Here is a 19,988-nt window from a genome sequence, read left to right as displayed (position 1 = left end):
TCGTGAGACAGTTCGGTCCCTATCTGCCGTGGGCGTTGGAAGATTGAAGGGGGCTGCTCCTAGTACGAGAGGACCGGAGTGGACGAACCGCTGGTGTTCGGGTTGTCATGCCAATGGCATTGCCCGGTAGCTAAGTTCGGAATTGATAAGCGCTGAAAGCATCTAAGCGCGAAGCGAGCCCTGAGATGAGTCTTCCCTGGCACTTTAAGTGTCCTAAAGGGTTGTTCGAGACTAGAACGTTGATAGGTTGGGTGTGTAAGCGCTGCGAGGCGTTGAGCTAACCAATACTAATTGCCCGTGAGGCTTAACCATACAACACCGAAGGGGTTTTGTGGGCTCAATTGAAGAACATTGAATGTGTGAATGAGAACGAAACAGCTTTCCGAATTAAGAAATTTGCTTGGCGACCATAGCGTTGTGGACCCACCTGACTCCATGCCGAACTCAGAAGTGAAACACAACAGCGCCGATGGTAGTGTGGGGTCTCCCCATGTGAGAGTAGGACATCGCCAGGCTTTGAATTTATAAGAGCCCGTTTGTAAGAGCGGGCTTTTTAGTCACTTGTGACACAAGATACAGTGTGCTGATATGGCTCAGTCGGTAGAGCGCATCCTTGGTAAGGATGAGGTCCCCAGTTCGATTCTGGGTATCAGCACCAGTTTTATAGCTCTGTAAGCTAAAAGAATTTGCTTGGCGACCATAGCGTTGTGGACCCACCTGAACCCATGCCGAACTCAGAAGTGAAACACAACAGCGCCGATGGTAGTGTGGGGTCTCCCCATGTGAGAGTAGGACATCGCCAGGTCTGAATTACGAAACCTCAGCAGAAATGCTGAGGTTTTTTTCTATCTATTCGTATCATTCAATGTCCAATCATAGTGATAGCTGATACTCTTTTTCTCGCTTTTTAGTGCCTTGTTGTACTGCACTAAGTGCTCAAATAATTGCTGTTTCGTTCCAAAATCTTCAGCAAACCAGTCATAAATAGAAGACAGAACCCATTTATCATTGGTGACCTTTACTCCTTTTTCGCTATTGATAAACTCAGTGGCTGATTTCTCCAGTAATAATTCAGTATTTTCTGCTGTGAAAGCCTGCTTTTGTAAGTTTGGGCAGCCAAGGCTTGCGCAGTTGACCGCATAATGGGTTCGAGGATCTTTCCAAATGGGTCTTAAAATTCGATGTTCAATATCATTGAGAGTCAGCTCTTTTTGATTGATGGTAATGATCTTTTGTTCCCAAGGGCCAAATGAGAAAAATCCTCCCAGTTTAGTGATGGATGGTATTGGATAATGATCGACGATTAAGTTAACTGTTAAGGCATTATATAAGTTGACCCAGTAAGCATATTGTTCCAGCTTTGCATACTCTCTTGGATCAAGGGCTGATAATTGTGAAATATAGAGCTCTAATTGCTCTTTATCTTTTGAGTTGACCCTTTGATAATCGAAGAGGTTGTTGTGATTTTCTTGGATTAGATAAGTATCAAGTGTTGTCTGCCAAATTTGATGTGAAATGGCTTGTGTATTTTCTTCATTACTAGAGTTCCAATAATCCCATAGCTGTGATTTAGGAGCAGAAAATACATTCGTTGACCCGAGTGTCAAACATAGCGTTAATAGATATTTCATCGTTTACCTCTCATCTCATAGGTTATATGACCTAGGTAGGGATTGATAAATTTCAGATAAAATAAAAGGTTGGTGCATCTACACCAACCTCTGGAAATTAAATCGATACTCGCTATTTCAAAAAGCTAGGAATTTTTGTTTCATAATCAGCGATTTTATCTTCGTGCTGTAGCGTCAAACCGATATTGTCTAATCCATTAAGTAAGCAATGGCGACGAAATTCATCAATTTCAAATGAGTATGTTTTTCCATTGGCTTTAACTTCCATTCGTTCAAGATCTACAGTTAGTTGAGCCCCTTCATTTCCTTCAACAAATTGGAATATTTCATCAACTTCTTGCTCTGTAAGGCGGACTGGAACCATTTGGTTATTGATTGAGTTACCATAAAAAATATCCGCAAAACTGGGTGCAATCATGGCTTTGATGCCGTAATCCGCTAAAGCCCAAGGGGCATGTTCTCGTGAAGAACCACACCCAAAGTTTTCACGAGCAAGTAGAATGCTCGCTCCTTCATAGCGAGGTTTATTCATGACAAAATTTGGATTTGGTTGCTGACCTGCGTCATCTAGAAAACGCCAATCATGAAAAAGGTGTTTGCCAAAACCAGTGCGATTTACTTTCTGTAAAAATTGCTTAGGGATAATGGCATCTGTATCGACGTTCGCTGCATCAAGAGGAACGACCAAACCTGTGTGCTGTTTAAAACCTGACATTGGTGATCCCCTGTTTAGTTGAGTGTTGAAGAATGAATATTACGGATATCGACAAAGTGTCCAGCGATGGCGGCGGCGGCGGCCATTGCAGGACTGACTAAATGTGTACGTCCATCTCGACCTTGGCGGCCTTCAAAATTGCGGTTGGATGTTGATGCACAACGCTCACCTGCACCGAGCCTGTCATTGTTCATAGCCAAGCACATTGAACAGCCCGGCAAGCGCCATTCAAAACCCGCTTCAATAAATATTTTATCCAAGCCTTCCGCTTCCGCTTGCGCCTTAACTTGCTCTGAACCTGGAACAATCAATGCTTGAACATGTGGTGCGACTTTTTTACCTTTCGCGACTTGAGCTGCTGCTCGCATATCTTCAATGCGAGAGTTTGTGCAAGAACCGACAAAGACTTTATCCACTTTATAGTCTGACAAGGATTTACCTGCTTCCAGTCCCATATACGCCAGTGCTTTTTCTGCTGATGCTTTTTCGACAGGATCACTAAAGCTATCAGGAGATGGAATAGTTTCGTCGACAGCAATTACTTGCCCTGGGTTTGTGCCCCACGTTACTTGTGGTTTGATGTCCGCGGCATTTAGGGTAACGACTGCATCGAATTTGGCATTATCATCGGTTTTTAGCGTTGCCCAGTACTCAATGGCGGCTTCTAAATCGCTTCCTTGAGGAGAAAATTTGCGACCTTTAATGTAGTCGAAAGTAGTCTGATCAGGGGCGATAAGACCGGCTTTTGCTCCAAGCTCAATCGCCATATTGCACACCGTCATACGACCTTCCATTGAAAGATCGGTAATCGCTTCACCACAAAATTCAACGACATAGCCTGTACCACCGGCCGCCGTTGTTTTACCTATAATGGCTAGCACGATATCTTTAGCGGTGATGCCTGGAGCGACTTTGCCTGTTACCTCAATTTTCATCGTTTTCGCGCGAGCTTGTTTCAATGTTTGGGTTGCAAGTACGTGCTCAACTTCTGACGTACCGATGCCAAACGCTAACGAGCCAAATGCGCCATGTGTTGCTGTGTGTGAGTCACCGCAGACAATGGTCATACCGGGAAGAGTAATACCTAATTCTGGCCCCATGACATGAACGATGCCTTGGTATTTATGATTTAAGTCGTAGAGTGTTACGCCAAACTCAGCACAGTTCTTTGACAGTGTTTCCATTTGGATTCGAGCCATCTCACCCGAGGCATCAATGTCTTTTGTGGTGGTTGAAACGTTATGGTCCATGGTAGCGAATGTTTTACTCGTCTGACGAACTTTACGTCCCTTTTCGCGTAAACCATCAAATGCTTGCGGTGATGTCACTTCATGAACGAGATGACGATCGATATAAAGGATGGGGGTTTCCCCTTCAGCTGACACCGCAATGTGGGCATCATAAATTTTTTCGTATAAGGTTTTTGCTTGCGACATTGCTTCTTCCTTGAGCTCTTTGAGCTTTATAAAGGACTAGGCGAGCCTAGTCCTACTAATTATGAGTTTAAAATATAGCTGGCAATTTTATCGCCCATTTCAGAGGTTGAAAGTGCCGCTTTACCACTGGCAAGATCTGCGGTGAGTTCGCCTGCGGTAAGCGCTTTTGATACGGCATTTTCGATAGCTTGAGCGGCACTTTCTTCGCCTAAGCTATAACGTAGCATTAAAGCGGCGGAAAGAATTTGTGCAACTGGGTTAGCAATGTTCTTTCCTGCGATATCAGGTGCAGAGCCACCTGCTGGCTCATAGAGACCGAAATTGCTTTCATTAAGGCTAGCGGAAGGTAGCATACCCATTGAGCCTGTGATCATGGCGCATTCATCGGAAATGATGTCACCAAAAATATTAGAGCACAGCATGACATCAAATTGAGAGGGATCTTTAATGAGCTGCATAGTGGCATTATCGATATAAATGTGTGAAAGCTCGACGTCCGGATAATCTTTTGCGATCTCTTCCACGACCTCACGCCATAAGATAGAGCTTTGTAATACGTTCGCTTTATCGACTGAGCATACTTTTTTACGACGTAATCGTGCGGACTCAAACGCTATTTTTGCAATGCGTTCGATTTCGTAGCGGTGGTAAACTTCGGTATCAAATGCTTTTTCATTTGCCCCTTCGCCTTCTCGTCCTTTGGGTTGGCCAAAATAAATACCACCAGTCAATTCCCGAACAACCACAATATCGAAGCCACGATCGGAGATATCGGATCGTAAAGGAGAAAAGCTTTCTAAGCCTGAGTGAATTTGAGCAGGACGCAAGTTACAAAACAGTTGAAAATGTTTGCGAAGCGGTAGGAGAGCGCCGCGTTCTGGTTGGTCGTTGGGTGGTAAATGCTCCCATTTAGGACCGCCTACGGAACCAAACAATACGGCGTCTGCCTCTTCACATCCTTTAATGGTGCTTTCAGGTAGCGGGCAACCGTGGTTATCAATCGCAATCCCGCCGACATCATGTTCTTCTCTGGCAAACCGGATAGCATGTTTTTTTTCAATCGCATCCAATACCTTGTGTGCTTGTTGCATTACTTCTGGGCCGATACCATCACCTGCAAGAACGGCAATTTTGTATGTTTTGTCTGTCATGTTAGTCCTTTACTATTTTTATATTTGCTTGCCCCAGTGAGCTCTAAAGACTGAAAGCTCTAATCTAGGTACGTTAAACGGTTGCCACTTTCTTTTGTTTAATTTCTGCAATTTGATCGGCACGATGAATGCTATTGATCACGTGCAATAAGGCTTGTCCTGATGCTTCGACAATATCCGTAGAGACGCCTGTACCGTGATATTTTCGCCCTTTGTAGTTGGCAATAATATCGGCTTGCCCGAGTCCATCTTCACCTTCGCCCTTGGCGGTAAGGTCAAATTTATCCAATACGATCTCATAGCCAGTTAGACGGTAAATACATTGGTAAAGCGCATCTACAGGGCCATTACCAACGGCAGCTTCACATTTTTCTTCATCACCACAAAGCAATTTAATACTGGTGGTCGCCATAACACTGCCTGATTGAACACTCAAATAGTTCAATTTGTAGAAATCGTCTTCATCACGCAGATTTGAAAAGTGCATCAACGCTTCTAAGTCATAGTCAAACACTTGGCCTTTACGATCTGCCAATTTTAAGAAATCTTCATACAAGGCATTGAGGTTGTATTCGTTTTCATTGTAACCCATGCTATCCATATGGCTTTTTACTGCGGCGCGGCCACTGCGGCTCGTTAAGTTCAGCGCTTGGTTTTTTAGGCCAATTGACTCTGGAGTCATGATTTCGTAAGTGTTTTTGTTTTTCAACATGCCATCTTGATGAATGCCTGACGAGTGGCTAAATGCGTTGGCACCGACAATCGCTTTGTTACTTTGAATCGGCATATTGCACAGTTGGCTAACCAACTTACTGGTGCGGTGGATCTCATCATGCTTTAAACCAGTATGTACGCCGAGGAATTCTTGACGAGTTTTGATGATCATCGCGATCTCTTCCAGTGAACAGTTACCAGCGCGCTCACCAATACCGTTGATGGTGCCTTCTATTTGCCTTGCGCCAGCCTGTACAGCGGCAATCGAGTTTGCGACTGACATTCCCAAGTCATCGTGGCAATGAACGGAAATAATGGCTTTATCTATGTTAGGGACTCGCTCAAACAGCATCTGAATAATGCCACCAAATTCGCTAGGAACAGTATAACCGACCGTGTCTGGAATATTGATGGTCTTAGCTCCGGCATTAATTGCGGCTTCGACCATTCTACAGAGATTATCAATGGGCGTTCGGCCCGCATCTTCACAGGAAAATTCGACGTCATCGGTGTAGTTACGGGCGTGTTTCACCGCACTGACTGCCATCTCGAGCACATCATCATAACTGCGGCGCAATTTATCTTGCACATGAATGGTTGAGGTTGAAATAAACGTATGGATACGAAAAGCATCAGCGACTTTCAGAGCTTCGGCTGCTGCATCAATATCTTTTGCTACCGCGCGAGAAAGCGCGCAGACGCGGCTGTTTTTAATGTGTTTGGCAATCGTTTTGACCGATTCAAAATCACCAGGGGAGGAAACTGGAAAACCTGCTTCAATAACATCAACACCAAGGCGCTCTAATGCGTAAGCAATCTGCAGTTTTTCTTTAACGGTTAAGCTTGCTGACAAAGCTTGTTCGCCATCACGTAATGTGGTGTCGAATATAATGACTTGATTATTCATGTTTGCTCCCTTGCACCGATGGTTAATCGTTTACTTCCTAAATATAGTTATAAAAAAACCCGCATCTCAGTGCGGGCTCTTGTCATCTTGTGTGGTGTTTTTCTTCCACAACCTACCCGCGCGAATGGTTCACGATAAGGAGCAGGCCCAGCAGGATAGAAAAACGGATAGTCATTCGTAACATTCCACAAGATTAAGTTAACAAATTAGTACCGTACTCGACTTAACTCGTCAACCATTAAGTTGTTTTTTTATTCATATCGGATCAGTTTTAGTCAAAAGCGGTAAAAATGAGCAGAATTGGTAGAGAGGATCACTTTTTGTAGCGCGGAATGTTTTCACGCAAGAACGTTTGTCATCGGTTAAATTCATTCATTCTCCAACAAACAGTCACGTATTTGTCATTTTAAACTTCTACGTTTAGAGCGTAAGAGGTTTATGGAATGACAGGAGTCGCTCATGCGTGCCATCGGACAAATTGTTAAGTTTGACGTAGCGTTTTCGCTATTTTGTTTACAGCATCGTTTTAATCAGCCTGTAGCGCAGATCAGCAAAGCTATTTCCCATACTGGGGATGGGCATTTGTACGCGTTGATTGGTGCTTTAGCTTGGTATTTAGACCCGCTTAATGGCCACCTATTCTTAATGGCTGGACTGGCCGCTTTCGCGATTGAACTCCCTATTTATTGGGGATTAAAAAATAGCTTTCAGCGTCGTCGCCCTGAAGAGTTTTCTCCTTCATTCATTGCCTTTATTACCCCTTCGGATCGCTACAGTTTGCCCTCTGGTCATACGGCTGCAGGGTTTGTTATGGCGACATTAATTGGCCACTTCTATCCTCATAGCGATGCTTTTGTTTTGGTTTGGGCTGGCTTAATTGGCGTATCTCGCATCCTACTTGGGGTTCACTTCTTGACGGATATCGTGATTGGCGCGCTGCTTGGTGTAAGCAGCGCAAGATTTGCTTTGTGGTTGGTGGAGAGAGGCTTTTGAAAATTCTGTATGGTGTCCAAGGCACCGGAAATGGCCATATTGCTCGTTCACGAGTGATGAGTGAAGCGTTGAAAGAAGCCAAAATTGATGTGCAATTTCTCTTTTCTGGACGTGAAAAAGAGAAATACTTTTCGATGGAAAGTTTCGGTGATTACCAAACTCGGCGCGGTTTTACTTTTGAAACTGAACAGGGGCACGTAAATTACGTTAAAACGGCGCTGAATAATAATTTGCTGACTTTCGTGAGTGAGACAAAAAACCTCGATTTGTCTCCGTATGATCTGGTCATTAATGACTTTGAACCAGTATCGGCATGGGCGGCTAAACAGCAAGGTATTCCGTGTATTGGGATAAGTCATCAAAATGCATTTCGTTATAATGTGCCTTTGAAAGGGGCAAGTTGGCTGGATAAACAGATTATTCAACAGTTTGCGCCTGCCAACTACCACGTCGGTTTACATTGGTATCATTTTGATCAACCGATCCTTCCTCCGATTATCTATCGTTCAGAGCAGCATACGTCTAGCGAGCATTTCATTTTGGTCTATCTTCCATTTGAGCATGTTGATGATATTCTTGAGTTGCTTTTTCGTTTTTCAAATCAAGCATTTATTTGTTATCACCCTTCTTTAATGGAAGCGCAATCCGTTGAAAATGTTGAGTTGCGTCCCTTATGTCATACCTATTTTCAATATCACTTACATCGCTGCGATGGCGTGATTGCTAATGGTGGCTTTGAATTACCATCAGAAGCACTTTCATTGGGTAAAAAGCTGCTACTTAAGCCACTATCAGGTCAATTTGAGCAGCAAAGTAACGTTGCCACTCTTGAGAATCTCGGGCTTGCTGCATCTATGGAGTTTTTGGACCCGTCGGAGTTACGCCGTTGGTTGGATGAAAAACAGGTCGAGCGCGTTGTCTATCCTAATGTAGCGAAAGCCTTGGTTGAATGGGTACAAAATGGCAAATGGGATAATCATAAAGAGCTGAGCCAGTCTTTATGGCGACAGGTTGATTTCCCTAGTTATGTGTCATTTAGCTAATATTGACGAAATGCTTTGAATTTTGACGTAATTAATTTATTTGGTGAATGTATCAAGGTGAAGGCTTGTTATTCATCACTTGATTCAATGTTTTGAATAAAATGCATAAATTTTTCTGTTTTATGGTTTTTTATAAAAATACATCGTACTGATAAATAAGGACAATCTTTTTGTTTGGATAAAAAAAACTGATATTTTATCAATCTTGTTGCCAATCGATAAATGCTTAGCAGATAGTAGCCTCCACCCAGTTGTGTCTGGGTAAATATAATAAATGGCAGGTTATCTATTCTAAAAAATTACTTTTACGGTATTGACGATAACAACAAGAGGCGTCCCAAAAATGTTAGATAAAAAAGATGCAATGAGCGCTATTGCTAGTTACCGCATGGAAAGCACATTACGTGGTGTAGATTTAAACCTGCTGACGGTTTTTGATGCAGTAATGCAAGAGCAAAATATTACCCGTGCCGCTCATAATTTGGGTATGTCTCAGCCAGCAGTCAGCAATGCTGTAGCGCGTTTGAAGGTAATGTTTAATGATGAACTGTTTATGCGACAAGGGCGAGGTATTCAACCTACTCAACGTGCACGTCAACTGTTCGGTCCGATGCGTCAAGCACTGCAATTAATCCGTAATGAACTGCCAAGTTCGGTGTTTTCTCCTGAAACATCAACCCGCTTATTTAAATTAGCGATTTGCAGTCCTTGTGATATGCGTTTCGCGCCGAAAATTATGTCATCAGTTCATGAACAAGCGCCTTTGGTCCAACTTCATCTTGATGCGGAATTTAACCGTTTGTTAGCCGAGCGTATGCGTTACCAAGAGATCGATTTTGTGATTGATTACGCGCGTTTTGATGAACAAGGGTTCTCCAGTACGGAAATTTTCCAAGATGAATTAGTGGTGGTGGCATCTAAGTCTCATCCACGCATCAATGGCTCTGTTAACGCTGATAGCCTAACAGCTGAAAAGCATGCGAAGTTATCTCGCATCCATGGGCAACGTAGTTTTTCTGAGCAAGCATATCGCGAATTAGACTGTGTTCCTTATTATGAAGGGACCAGTTTGAGCAACGTGCTTTATGTGGTCGGACAATCTGAGTTGGTGACGATTGCACCTCGTTGGATGGTTGAGAATGCGGCTAACCGAGATCAGTTACAAATCCTCGATTTCCCATTTGCAAATGGTCAAATCAGTGGTTATCTCAGTTGGCATGAGTCTAGTGAAAAAGACAAAGGCCATATTTGGCTGCGTGATCAGTTAATGATGATTTGCGGCGAAGTTGTTGCATTAAACTAACGTTTACCCGGTAGTTTGTACGGTGATCTAAACTTAGTGATACGCCTCTTTGAGCCTTGAATTGGTTATATCCATTCAGGGCTTTTTTGTCTGTAGAATTAATTGATAACTTTGACATCCGTCAGTTGCCTTTTTTGCTTCTAAATGTACACTTGTGCGCTCAAAAAGCTTACATGTGTAAGCTACAGGTAAAAAAGATGCCCAATTTAAATTTCCATATCGTAAAAAGAATTCGTGAACAGATTGTCAAAGGTGGCGAGTGCATTGCTCTAAAACACAAAATAGAGAAAGAGTGGCATGGGATAAGCTGGAAGCAATTTGGTCAACGTATCGATGCGATGTCACTTGCACTTTTAACGCAAGGTATAAAAATTCAAGATAAAGTCGGGATTTTTTCGAATAACATGCCGCAGTGGACAATAGCTGACTTGGCTACTTTGCAGTTAAGAGCCGTTACGGTACCTATTTATCCAACTAATACGCCAGCGCAGGCCAGTTACATTATTCAAGATGCTGATGTCAAAGTGCTCTTGGTCGGTGAACAGGCACAATACGATGCGGCACTGGATTTTTTTGATGAGTGCGAACAGCTTGAATTAATTGTCGCCATGAGTGATGGCATTGATCTAAAAAGTTTTCAACATGGCATCCATTGGCAGACTTTTATTGAACAAAATACAGATGGCCAGCAAGCGGAATTAGAGTCTCGCCTTGAACAGGCGAATATGGATGATCTGCTGACGCTCATCTATACCTCTGGCACCACAGGTCAACCTAAAGGCGTGATGCTTGATTACCGTAATATTGGCGCTCAGCTTGAAGGGCATGATGAGCGGTTAAACATCTCTAAGGATGATGTGTCACTCTGTTTTTTACCATTGTCACACGTGTTTGAACGGGCGTGGACTTTTTACATTCTTTACAGCGGTGCAACTAACTGTTATTTGCAGGATACGATGCAAGTACGTGATGCATTGAGTGAGCTAAAGCCAACGGTAATGTGTGCCGTTCCTCGCTTCTACGAGAAAATTTTCTCCGCTATTCACGAAAAAGTCTCGAAAGCGCCGTTACATCGAAAAGTGTTGTTTACTTGGGCGGTCAATATGGGGGCTAAGATGGCTCTTTGTCATCAAGAAAAGCGCCAGCCATCCTTCATGCTGAAAAAGAGCTACGCGTTAGCGGATAAAATCGTATTGTCTAAATTGCGTGCATTGCTTGGTGGGCGGATTAATTTTATGCCTTGCGGCGGCGCGAAATTAGATGAAACCATCGGCCGATTTTTCCATGCCATTGGCATTAACGTGAAGTTGGGTTATGGCATGACGGAAACCACAGCAACGGTTTCTTGTTGGGATGATCGGTGTTTTAATCCTGATTCAATAGGCATGTCGATGCCAGGAGCTCAGGTCAAAATCGGTGACAACAATGAAATTCTTGTTCGCGGACCAATGGTTATGCGCGGCTACTATAAAATGGCAGAAGAAACGGCGTTAGCATTCGATGAACAAGGTTTTCTCAAAACAGGAGATGCTGGACACATTGATGAGCAAGGTAATGTCTTCATTACTGATCGTATCAAAGAGCTGATGAAAACCTCCGGTGGTAAATACATTGCGCCACAAGTTATTGAGGGAGCGATTGGTAAAGATCACTTTATTGAACAGATTGCGGTGATTGCTGACACACGTAAATTTGTATCGGCTTTAATTGTACCTTGTTATGACAGCTTGGAGGTTTACGCCAAGGAGCTCAACATCAAATATCATGACAGATTAGATCTTATCAAGAACAACCAAGTGGTTGAGATGCTGGAAAAACGAGTCAATGATTTGCAAAAAGAGCTAGCCAAATTTGAGCAGGTGAAAAAGTTTAAATTATTACCTAAGGCTTTTTCAATGGACAAAGGTGAGCTGACGCCGACTCAGAAACTGCGTAGAAAAGTCATTAGTGATCGTTACCAAGATGAAATCGAGGAAATGTACAAAGAAAAGACTAAAGGTGAGTAAGATTATCTTAAGATAGTTTTTTCATTGTTTAAAAATCCTCCACTTGCTTTTCAGATAAAGCGTGGGGGATTTTTTATATTACGACGGAAGTTAAACCTCGCTTCCTCATAACGCTACATTGCTGCATGGTAATATTTTTTGCTTTATTTTTGCTAATTACTCATGGATTGAGCTGTTTTTAATGCCAGTTTTACGATAGTTACCTAATAAAATTCCATTTAACCAAACATTTGCCAAAGTGTGCGCTATTTGGCGTTCGACCCGATGATAAGAAAGAGTTACAGTTGTTGCGTTACCTTGTTTTTTGTTATGACAAAAGCAAGACATAGCCGAAAGTGGAAAGTTTTCGAATTAGGCTACAAATAAGCCCTAAACTATGTAAAACCAGGCCCATTGACTGACCATGTGTTGGGTACTGGTAAGGAGAAAAAATGGCAACGCAATCCAATCAACAGATGTTATCTGGCGCAGAGATGGTGGTTCAATCTCTGATCGAAGAAGGTGTAGAGCAAATATTTGGATACCCAGGTGGTTCCGTTCTTGATATTTACGATGCGCTGCACGCAAAAACCGACCAAATTAAACATGTCCTTGTTCGCCACGAGCAAGCGGCCACGCACATGGCAGATGGCTATGCTCGAGCAACCGGAAAAACGGGTGTGGTACTTGTTTGTTCTGGCCCAGGGGCGACGAATACCGTCACAGGGATTGCTACCGCTTACATGGACTCGATTCCAATGATTGTTATTTCAGGCAACGTGCCAAATAACCTCATTGGTAACGATGCGTTTCAAGAATGTGACATCGTTGGGGTTTCTCGTCCGATCGTCAAACACAGTTTTCTTGTAAAAAAAGCTGAAGATATTCCTGAAACCATTAAGAAAGCCTTTTATATTGCCTCAACAGGGCGCCCGGGGCCGGTCGTGATCGATCTGCCTAAAGATGTGATGAATCCTCAGATCAAACTCCCTTACACGTATCCTGAGTCGATCAAACTGCGCTCATACAACCCAACTACTTCTGGTCATAAAGGGCAAATTAAAAAGGCGCTAAAAGCGTTGTTAGAAGCCAAAAAACCCGTATTGTACATTGGTGGTGGCGCTGTTATTTCAGGCGCAGATCAGCACATTTTACAACTGGCTGAAACGCTCAATTTACCCGTAGTCAGCACGTTAATGGGGCTTGGTGCTTTCCCTGGAACTCATAAAAATGCGTTAGGCATGCTTGGAATGCATGGCATGTATGAAGCCAATATGGCGATGCACAATGCGGATTTGATTTTCGGTATTGGCGTGCGTTTTGATGACCGTACAACCAATAATCTAGAAAAGTATTGCCCGAACGCTAAGATCATGCACATTGACATTGATCCTTCGTCGATCTCTAAAAATGTGCCAGTCGATCTGCCGATAGTGGGATCAGCCGAACAAGTACTGGAAACTATGCTGCAATTGCTCTCTGAGCAAGGTGGTTGTAATGATTCGCAGGCGCTTGAACTATGGTGGCAAGATATCCAAAGCTGGCGCGACCGCCAATGCCTAGCTTATGAGAAATCCAGCGAACGCATTAAGCCGCAGCAAGTGATTGAAACTTTACATAAACTGACTAATGGAGACGCATATGTGGCCTCCGATGTTGGTCAGCACCAAATGTTCGCCGCACTTTATTATCCATTCAATAAGCCTCGTCGTTGGATCAACTCTGGCGGTTTGGGCACCATGGGGTTTGGTTTACCCGCTGGAATGGGGGTTAAATTTGCCATGCCAGAAGAAGAGGTAGTGATTGTCACTGGGGATGGTAGTATTCAAATGAATATCCAAGAGCTTTCCACTGCGTTGCAATATGATATTCCAGTGAAAATTATTAACTTAAACAACCGTTTTCTTGGCATGGTAAAACAGTGGCAAGATATTATTTATCAAGGACGCCACTCTAATTCTTATATGAGTTCTGTTCCCGATTTTGCAGCAATTGCAGAAGCTTATGGCCACGTTGGCATCCGTATCTCACAGCCTGATGAACTTGAAGCCGGGCTTAAAAAAGCACTCGATATGAAAGATCGATTGGTTTTTGTTGATATTAATGTGGATGAAACGGAGCACGTCTACCCAATGCAAATTAAAGGCGAAGGTATGGACAAAATGTGGTTAAGCAAAACGGAGAGAACATAATATGAGACACATTATTTCAATATTAATGGAAAACCAATCGGGTGCTTTGTCTCGCGTTGTTGGTCTATTTTCTCAACGTGGTTATAACATTGAATCACTAACGGTTTCGCCAACCGATGATGCAACATTGTCACGCTTAAACATCACCACTAAGACCGATGAAATGCAACTTGAACAAATTCAAAAGCAACTGCATAAGTTGATTGATGTGCTTAAAGTGCAAGAAGTGTCAGAGTGTGAACACATTGAACGTGAGCTGATGATGGTGAAAGTTAAAGCCAGCGGTTTTGCGCGCGCCGAAGTGAAACGTACGGCTGATATTTTCCGTGGGCAGATCGTGGATGTCACTGCGGCGCAATATACTGTGCAGCTTGCTGGAACCAGCGAAAAACTCGATGCCTTTATTCAAGCGTTGTCGGAAGTCACTGAAGTAATCGAAGTCGCGCGAAGTGGTGTGGTAGGTATTGCTCGCGGGGAGCGAGCGCTTAAAGCTTAATTTACTGAGCTCCCTATCGAAATAAGGAAGGCCACATTTTATGTGGCCTTTTTGTTGTTTGGTGCTTTTACTAGAGAAGTGCTTAGTGAAGAATACGCGCACGAATGGTGCCGCTGATGCTTTTCAGCTTAGTAAGAGCTTCCGCAGAGCGAGCGGTCTCTACGTCAATCACTACATAACCGATATCCGCTGACGTTTGTAAATATTGAGCGGCGATATTGATCCCTTCTTCGGCGAAGATGGTGTTGATTTGTGTCAGAATACCCGGACGGTTTTCGTGAATATGCAGTAAACGCGAACTATCACGGTGAATTGGCAGCGATACTTCAGGGAAGTTCACGCTTGATAAGGTTGAGCCGTTATCTGAATATTTTGCCAACTTACCGGCTACTTCAATACCGATATTTTCTTGTGCTTCTTGAGTTGAGCCACCAATGTGCGGTGTCAGAATGACATTATCAAAATGCATCAGTGGGGATTCAAAAGGTTCAGAGTTTGTGGCGGGTTCTTCTGGAAATACATCTATTGCCGCGCCAGCTAGATGGTTTGATGCCAATGCATCGCAGAGTGCGGGAATGTCGACTACCGTTCCGCGTGCTGCGTTGATAAAGATAGAGCCAGGCTTCATGCGTGCAAACTCTTCTTTACCCATCATATTTTTAGTATCTGGAGTTTCAGGCACATGCAGAGAAATGACATCACATTTATTCAGTAGCTCACTCATGGTATGTATTTGCGTTGCATTACCGAGTGAGAGTTTGTTTTCTATGTCATAGAAATAGACTTGCATACCGAGGTTTTCGGCAATGATACCGAGCTGGGTACCAATGTGGCCATAGCCAATAATACCTAAGCGTTTACCGCGTGCCTCATAAGAGTTATCAGCACTTTTTTTCCAAATACCACGATGTGCCAATGCATTTTTTTCAGGAATCCCACGCAGTAGTAGCAGTGTTTGGCCTAAAACGAGTTCAGCAACACTGCGAGTATTCGAAAATGGTGCATTAAAGACAGGAATCCCGCGTTTTGCGGCTGCATTCAGGTCAACTTGGTTGGTGCCAATGCAGAAGCAGCCGATAGCAACCAATTTCTCTGCCGCGTTGATTACCGTTTCAGTCAAATTAGTGCGCGAACGAATTCCGATGAAGTGAGCATCTTTCACCGCTTCGAGCAGTTGTTCATCACCCAGAGAACCTTTGTGATACTCAATATTGCTGTAACCGGCAGATTGCAGTACTTCAACCGTTGAAGGGTGTAGCCCTTCGAGGAGTAAGATTTTGATTTTGTCTTTTTCGAGTGAAACTTTGGCCATTATTCTCGTCCTTAAAAATGGGAAGGTGGGCAAACACGGCGCACATAAAGCAAAAAGGCTAATGTAAAGAGGAAGATTAACCATTTTGTTGGAAGACAAACGTTTTCCTTGTGCGTCTTCTGACCAATAAAGTAACAAACTTTTTTTGTTTTGGGTAAGAAAATTACGAAATAAGGCATGATTTTCTAGGGCATAGCGAAGAAAAACGGCACCCATGGGTGCCGTTTGTAATGAAATAACGGAAAGTAGCCTTATTTTGTGACTTACTCTTCGATTTTGGCACCATTTTCCGTGCCAGTGATGACGACATCAGCACCTCGGTGAGCGAATAAACCGACGGTTACTACGCCGACAATCCCATTAATTTTATCTTCTAATGCTTTGGCATCAGTAATTTTTAATCCGTGCACATCCAAGATAACGTTACCGTTATCCGTTATTACGCCATGGCGATAGGCTGGATCACCACCAAGTTTAACCAGTTGACGTGCCACATAAGAGCGCGCCATTGGGATCACTTCAACTGGAAGTGGGAATTGACCTAGAACATCGACCGCTTTTGTGCCATCAACGATACAAATGAATTTATCCGCAATCGCGGCAACGATTTTTTCTCGAGTGAGCGCAGCGCCGCCTCCTTTGATCATATCGCGCGCAGGGTTGATTTCATCTGCGCCATCAACATAAATATCGAGTTGATCAACATCATTGCAGTCGAACACTTCAATACCTAGGCCTTTTAGCTTCTCTGTTGAGGCGATAGAACTTGAAACCGCACCCTTAATATCATCTTTAATCGAACCCAGTGCATCAATGAAGTGATTCACCGTTGAACCCGTACCCACACCAACGATGCTGCCTTTTTCTACATATTTGAGTGCGGCCCAGCCGGCGGCTTTTTTCATTTCATCTTGAGTCATGCCAATCTCCTGATATCGATTTATAGTGACGGTAATGTTGCGGGGCGATTATAGCCTCAATAATTTATGATTCCCATTGCCAGATTTGGCTTGGAGTCACTATTTGAGGTAAAGGTATATCCCATGCTTCGCTCGGCAGATGAGTCACTTGTTGGCAATCATGAGCTAAGCCTATGGGTAGGGCACCTTTACCCGTTTTAAACCAAGCTTCTAACGTACGATCATAATAGCCGCCGCCCATCCCGAGCCTTTGCCCTGTTTGATCAAAGGCCACCAATGGTGTGCAGATGATATCTAGCTCATTTACTGGTTTGATCAATGTTTGGTTGAGCTTGGGTTCGGCAATGCCGTATTTATTTCGCGTCATTATGGTTTGAGCATCATAGCGCAAGAACAATAAATTCCCACTCGAGAAGGGGTGTAAAACGGGAAGATAGGTCTGTTTGCCTTGTTGCCATAACCACGCTATGAGCGGTTGTGTTTCAAGCTCACCATCGGTTGCCAAGTAGAGGGCAATGTGCTGACTCGTTAAAACTTCAGGCAGTGTTGAAAAACGAGAGACAAGTTCAATTGAAGCGTGTTTTTGCTGCGTAGGTGATAGCTGTTTACGCCGCTGGCGGATGACTTGACGAAGTGTGTGTCGAGTGTTTTGCATAAGGATACCCCAGAGTGCCGTTGCGGATTTTGGCCCTTGAACCAGCTGGTTCAAGGCGGATCAGCAATGGTAACCGCAGGCTTCTCGGTACGAGCCGAGCTTGCTCAATAGCTACCAAGTACTAACCCTTTGGTGTTGCTTATCGGCTCAGGGACTTAAATCCGGCTGACAAACACTCTAGGGTAAATTTGGTTACGCTGGTAAAGACTACTGCTGTCCTAGCTTCACTTTACTGATGGCATCTTCAAGAGATGCAGCGAGCTGTTCCATGCGCTCGGTTAATTGATTTTGTTGGCCTAGGCTCTCATTGTTTTTGGTTTGCAATTCATAACAAATGTTGAGCGCAGCAATCGTGAGTAGCTTTACCTCATTGGTAACTTTAGTACGCTCTGCCATCTCTTTCAATCGGTTATCAAGATCTTGCGCCGCTTGGATTAAAGACTGCTCTTGTCCCGCAGGGCAATTCACACGAGTCAATTTTCCTAAAATTTCTACGTCTACCGCTTGATTACTCATGATGGATGAACTCTTATCGCGCTGTCTAAGATGGTGCCACTCACATGCCCATCGAGGTGGAAACTATAGGTAAAGCGGCCCTAAGATTCAAGCTTTTCAAAGCGAGCAGTAAAAAATGAGGGACTAAAAACACAGTTATTAGGCAAATTGAGTAAAAGCTACCCACAATTAACGCTTTGAGCATTTTCGCATTGGAAGCTAAGTGGTAGGATCGCGCTTATTTGATTTTATTACGAGCTTCCCATGAGCGAAAAAAAACTACCGGATTATCTTTCTCTTGCCACTGCCCTTCAATCTGCAGCACTTGCGGTTAACCCTGCTGAGTTGCATGGGTTGCTAACGGGCATGCTGGCCGGTGGTCTGGGCTTAAATGATAAGAGCTGGCAGCCACTTATTTTTGATTACACTAACGAAGGTATGGGTTGGCCAGATCGTCCGTTGACATTGGCTGAACAAGTACTCACCTTTACAATCGAAGAGCTCACTGGTAGCGGGATGGAGTTGTCACTACTGTTGCCAGATGAAGAGGCGAGTGCCAGTGTATTTGATTTGGCTGATGGCGTAGCCGACTGGGTAAATCACTTTATTTCTGGGCTTGGCTTGATTGGGGTTGTTTTGAAAAAAGCGTCCGCAGAGACTAAAGAGGCCTTGGCTGATCTAGAAGAAATTGCCAAGCTCGGTATCGATGAAGAGGATGACTTGGATGAGCAAGCTCAACTTTTGGAACACGTCATCGAGCATATAAAAGCTTGTGTGTTAACAATTCATGCTGAATTTGGTATCAAACCTCTACAAGAAACTCAGCCGACCGTGCATTAAAGAGAGATGACTGTGAAGCAATTTGATGTGATTATCGCTGGTGGGGCGATGGCCGGTGCAACACTGGCGTTGGCCTTAGATACGCTTTCTCAAGGAAAGCTTGCGATTGCTGTGGTCGAAGCGCATCCGCTGGATGATAAGCTCGCCCATCCCGGCTTTGATTCGCGTTCAATTGCTTTATCCTACGGTAGCGTGCAAATTTTGCAAAATCTCTCCTTGTGGCAGTCGCTGCAAGAGGTCGCCACCCCAATTACACATATTCATGTGTCGGATCGGTCTCATATTGGGATGACCGATATCACTTGTCAGCAACTCGATTTAGAAGCATTAGGTTACGTGGTTGAATTAGCCGATGTTGGGCAGATTTACGCGCAAAAAATGCAGCAGAGCCCGCATATTGAGTTATTTTGCCCAAGCGCGGTTCAGCAAGTGGAACGCAGTATGGATAAGGTCACTGTCACCCTTAACGATCAACGAACGATCCAAGCTAAGTTATTGGTCGCAGCTGATGGGGCGATATCGACCTGCTGCGAGCAAATCGGCCTCATCCAACAAGAGCATGATTTTGAACAGGTCGCGGTTATTGCTAATGTTGTGAGCTCAAAAGCTCACCAAGGACGAGCGTTTGAACGATTTACCGCCGATGGTCCTGTCGCGTTATTACCAATGAGTGATAATCGACTCTCTTTAGTTTGGTGTTTACCTCCCGCGAAAGCCGAGCGAGTTTTTTCACTCAGTGATGAGGGTTTTTTAGCACAGCTTCAAGATGCGTTTGGTTGGCGTTTAGGGCGAATGAATAAAGTGGGCACTCGTGCCTGCTATCCATTACAACTGCGTTATCGAGAGCAGAACATTTCACATCGTTTTGCCATTGTGGGCAATGCCGCTCAGACATTACATCCGATTGCGGGACAAGGTTTTAACTTAGGTATTCGAGATGTGGCAAGTTTGGCGGATGAGCTTATCAAGCAGCAAGCCGATGTTGGCTGCTATCGCGGTTTACAAGCTTTTTCCCAACGCCGAGAAGCGGATCGTGATGCCACCATTAAGCTGACATCATCCCTGGTGCATCTCTTTTCCAATGATTGGTTAACCACTCGTATTGGTCGCAATGTAGGCCTCATGGTGATGGATAATTTACCGTGGCTGAAAATGCCGCTACTGCGCCGAACGCTTGGCGTAGTGAATAGATAAAAGGGT

General features: G+C 43.9%; 17 protein-coding genes, 1 tRNA gene, 3 rRNA genes and 1 other RNA gene. 12 read left to right on the top strand and 10 right to left on the bottom strand.

The genetic code is table 11. The features are described from left to right. The 4 genes from AACT23_RS05680 to rrf (AACT23_RS05665) all read left to right on the top strand — a co-directional run. Nucleotides 1-312, top strand: a 23S ribosomal RNA gene (locus AACT23_RS05680); the annotation flags it as partial. A gap of 87 nt (nucleotides 313-399) precedes the next feature. Then, nucleotides 400-515 (top strand): 5S ribosomal RNA (rrf, locus tag AACT23_RS05675). Nucleotides 516-582: 67 nt separating this feature from the next. Continuing rightward, a tRNA-Thr gene (locus AACT23_RS05670) sits at nucleotides 583-658 on the top strand. A 31-nt stretch (nucleotides 659-689) separates the two neighbouring features. Further along, a 5S ribosomal RNA gene (gene rrf / locus AACT23_RS05665) occupies nucleotides 690-805 on the top strand. Nucleotides 806-845: 40 nt separating this feature from the next. On the opposite strand, the gene AACT23_RS05660 is transcribed toward rrf (AACT23_RS05665), so the two are convergent. From AACT23_RS05660 to leuA, 5 genes are all read right to left on the bottom strand, one after another. After that, nucleotides 846-1,631, bottom strand: a complete 786-nt coding sequence (locus AACT23_RS05660; protein WP_013856007.1) for a DUF547 domain-containing protein — start codon at nucleotides 1,629-1,631, stop codon at nucleotides 846-848. A 112-nt stretch (nucleotides 1,632-1,743) separates the two neighbouring features. Next, complete coding sequence (gene leuD, locus AACT23_RS05655) at nucleotides 1,744-2,346, bottom strand: 3-isopropylmalate dehydratase small subunit (RefSeq protein WP_017042706.1); 603 nt, start codon at nucleotides 2,344-2,346, stop codon at nucleotides 1,744-1,746. A gap of 14 nt (nucleotides 2,347-2,360) precedes the next feature. Continuing rightward, nucleotides 2,361-3,782 (bottom strand): 3-isopropylmalate dehydratase large subunit, encoded by a 1,422-nt coding sequence (gene leuC, locus AACT23_RS05650; protein ID WP_017050484.1) that lies wholly within the window; start codon nucleotides 3,780-3,782, stop codon nucleotides 2,361-2,363. A gap of 59 nt (nucleotides 3,783-3,841) precedes the next feature. After that, nucleotides 3,842-4,933 (bottom strand): 3-isopropylmalate dehydrogenase, encoded by a 1,092-nt coding sequence (leuB, locus tag AACT23_RS05645; RefSeq protein ID WP_019282467.1) that lies wholly within the window; start codon nucleotides 4,931-4,933, stop codon nucleotides 3,842-3,844. A 73-nt stretch (nucleotides 4,934-5,006) separates the two neighbouring features. Continuing rightward, the gene (leuA, locus tag AACT23_RS05640) at nucleotides 5,007-6,554 is read right to left on the bottom strand and encodes a 2-isopropylmalate synthase (protein WP_013856011.1); all 1,548 of its coding nucleotides are present in this window, start codon (nucleotides 6,552-6,554) and stop codon (nucleotides 5,007-5,009) included. Nucleotides 6,555-7,013: 459 nt separating this feature from the next. On the opposite strand from leuA, the gene AACT23_RS05635 reads away from it, so the two are divergent. From AACT23_RS05635 to ilvN, 6 genes are all read left to right on the top strand, one after another. Then, a complete protein-coding gene (locus AACT23_RS05635; protein WP_017048684.1) occupies nucleotides 7,014-7,547 on the top strand; it encodes a phosphatase PAP2 family protein in 534 nt (177 codons plus the stop codon). Then, nucleotides 7,544-8,590, top strand: coding sequence for an MJ1255/VC2487 family glycosyltransferase (locus AACT23_RS05630; protein ID WP_176428367.1), 1,047 nt, complete (start codon nucleotides 7,544-7,546; stop codon nucleotides 8,588-8,590). Before AACT23_RS05635 ends, AACT23_RS05630 begins: the two co-directional genes overlap by 4 nt. A 343-nt stretch (nucleotides 8,591-8,933) precedes the next feature. Further along, nucleotides 8,934-9,893: a transcriptional regulator LeuO gene (gene leuO / locus AACT23_RS05625; protein WP_026027287.1), complete on the top strand. Its 960-nt coding sequence runs from the start codon at nucleotides 8,934-8,936 to the stop codon at nucleotides 9,891-9,893. Between the two features lie 197 nt (nucleotides 9,894-10,090). Then, the gene (locus tag AACT23_RS05620) at nucleotides 10,091-11,899 is read left to right on the top strand and encodes an AMP-dependent synthetase/ligase (RefSeq protein ID WP_026028312.1); all 1,809 of its coding nucleotides are present in this window, start codon (nucleotides 10,091-10,093) and stop codon (nucleotides 11,897-11,899) included. Nucleotides 11,900-12,330: 431 nt separating this feature from the next. Continuing rightward, complete coding sequence (locus tag AACT23_RS05615) at nucleotides 12,331-14,070, top strand: acetolactate synthase 3 large subunit (RefSeq protein WP_013856017.1); 1,740 nt, start codon at nucleotides 12,331-12,333, stop codon at nucleotides 14,068-14,070. A gap of 1 nt (nucleotide 14,071) precedes the next feature. Beyond that, nucleotides 14,072-14,566, top strand: coding sequence for an acetolactate synthase small subunit (ilvN, locus tag AACT23_RS05610; protein ID WP_010319822.1), 495 nt, complete (start codon nucleotides 14,072-14,074; stop codon nucleotides 14,564-14,566). 82 nt (nucleotides 14,567-14,648) lie between these two features. On the opposite strand, the gene serA is transcribed toward ilvN, so the two are convergent. The 5 genes from serA to AACT23_RS05585 form a co-directional block, all read right to left on the bottom strand. Then, nucleotides 14,649-15,878 (bottom strand): phosphoglycerate dehydrogenase, encoded by a 1,230-nt coding sequence (serA, locus tag AACT23_RS05605; protein ID WP_094129897.1) that lies wholly within the window; start codon nucleotides 15,876-15,878, stop codon nucleotides 14,649-14,651. Between the two features lie 263 nt (nucleotides 15,879-16,141). Then, nucleotides 16,142-16,798: a ribose-5-phosphate isomerase RpiA gene (gene rpiA, locus AACT23_RS05600; protein ID WP_010319820.1), complete on the bottom strand. Its 657-nt coding sequence runs from the start codon at nucleotides 16,796-16,798 to the stop codon at nucleotides 16,142-16,144. A 64-nt stretch (nucleotides 16,799-16,862) separates the two neighbouring features. Further along, nucleotides 16,863-17,453 carry a 5-formyltetrahydrofolate cyclo-ligase gene (locus AACT23_RS05595; protein ID WP_026027284.1) on the bottom strand — a complete coding sequence of 197 codons (591 nt, stop codon included), beginning with the start codon at nucleotides 17,451-17,453 and terminating at the stop codon, nucleotides 16,863-16,865. A 2-nt stretch (nucleotides 17,454-17,455) separates the two neighbouring features. Continuing rightward, a non-coding RNA gene (ssrS, locus tag AACT23_RS05590) (6S RNA) lies at nucleotides 17,456-17,640 on the bottom strand. A 20-nt stretch (nucleotides 17,641-17,660) separates the two neighbouring features. Further along, nucleotides 17,661-17,969 (bottom strand): cell division protein ZapA, encoded by a 309-nt coding sequence (locus AACT23_RS05585; RefSeq protein WP_010319818.1) that lies wholly within the window; start codon nucleotides 17,967-17,969, stop codon nucleotides 17,661-17,663. 243 nt (nucleotides 17,970-18,212) lie between these two features. Here AACT23_RS05585 and AACT23_RS05580 point away from each other — a divergent pair, with 243 nt between their 5' ends. Both AACT23_RS05580 and ubiH read left to right on the top strand, forming a co-directional pair. After that, nucleotides 18,213-18,788, top strand: coding sequence for a YecA/YgfB family protein (locus tag AACT23_RS05580; protein ID WP_017046479.1), 576 nt, complete (start codon nucleotides 18,213-18,215; stop codon nucleotides 18,786-18,788). Between the two features lie 12 nt (nucleotides 18,789-18,800). Further along, nucleotides 18,801-19,982 carry a 2-octaprenyl-6-methoxyphenyl hydroxylase gene (gene ubiH / locus AACT23_RS05575; protein ID WP_170895604.1) on the top strand — a complete coding sequence of 394 codons (1,182 nt, stop codon included), beginning with the start codon at nucleotides 18,801-18,803 and terminating at the stop codon, nucleotides 19,980-19,982. The last annotated feature ends 6 nt before the right edge of the window (nucleotides 19,983-19,988 follow it).

The sequence above is a fragment of the Vibrio sp. V09_P4A23P171 genome (assembly GCF_963875615.1).
Taxonomy (GTDB): Bacteria; Pseudomonadota; Gammaproteobacteria; order Enterobacterales; family Vibrionaceae; genus Vibrio; species Vibrio anguillarum.
This window is presented reverse-complemented; position numbering and strand designations above follow the sequence as displayed.

Excerpts from the sequence above, each read along its gene's own strand:
- serA (WP_094129897.1), bottom strand. The coding sequence starts at position 15,878 with ATGGCCAAAGTTTCACTCGAAAAAGACAAAATCAAAATCTTACTCCTC.
- leuC (WP_017050484.1), bottom strand. The coding sequence starts at position 3,782 with ATGTCGCAAGCAAAAACCTTATACGAAAAAATTTATGATGCCCACATT.
- AACT23_RS05620 (WP_026028312.1), top strand. The coding sequence starts at position 10,091 with ATGCCCAATTTAAATTTCCATATCGTAAAAAGAATTCGTGAACAGATT.
- ilvN (WP_010319822.1), top strand. The coding sequence starts at position 14,072 with ATGAGACACATTATTTCAATATTAATGGAAAACCAATCGGGTGCTTTG.
- AACT23_RS05635 (WP_017048684.1), top strand. The coding sequence starts at position 7,014 with ATGCGTGCCATCGGACAAATTGTTAAGTTTGACGTAGCGTTTTCGCTA.
- leuB (WP_019282467.1), bottom strand. The coding sequence starts at position 4,933 with ATGACAGACAAAACATACAAAATTGCCGTTCTTGCAGGTGATGGTATC.
- leuA (WP_013856011.1), bottom strand. The coding sequence starts at position 6,554 with ATGAATAATCAAGTCATTATATTCGACACCACATTACGTGATGGCGAA.
- AACT23_RS05585 (WP_010319818.1), bottom strand. The coding sequence starts at position 17,969 with ATGAGTAATCAAGCGGTAGACGTAGAAATTTTAGGAAAATTGACTCGT.
- AACT23_RS05615 (WP_013856017.1), top strand. The coding sequence starts at position 12,331 with ATGGCAACGCAATCCAATCAACAGATGTTATCTGGCGCAGAGATGGTG.
- AACT23_RS05595 (WP_026027284.1), bottom strand. The coding sequence starts at position 17,453 with ATGCAAAACACTCGACACACACTTCGTCAAGTCATCCGCCAGCGGCGT.
- leuD (WP_017042706.1), bottom strand. The coding sequence starts at position 2,346 with ATGTCAGGTTTTAAACAGCACACAGGTTTGGTCGTTCCTCTTGATGCA.
- rpiA (WP_010319820.1), bottom strand. The coding sequence starts at position 16,798 with ATGACTCAAGATGAAATGAAAAAAGCCGCCGGCTGGGCCGCACTCAAA.
- AACT23_RS05660 (WP_013856007.1), bottom strand. The coding sequence starts at position 1,631 with ATGAAATATCTATTAACGCTATGTTTGACACTCGGGTCAACGAATGTA.
- AACT23_RS05580 (WP_017046479.1), top strand. The coding sequence starts at position 18,213 with ATGAGCGAAAAAAAACTACCGGATTATCTTTCTCTTGCCACTGCCCTT.
- leuO (WP_026027287.1), top strand. The coding sequence starts at position 8,934 with ATGTTAGATAAAAAAGATGCAATGAGCGCTATTGCTAGTTACCGCATG.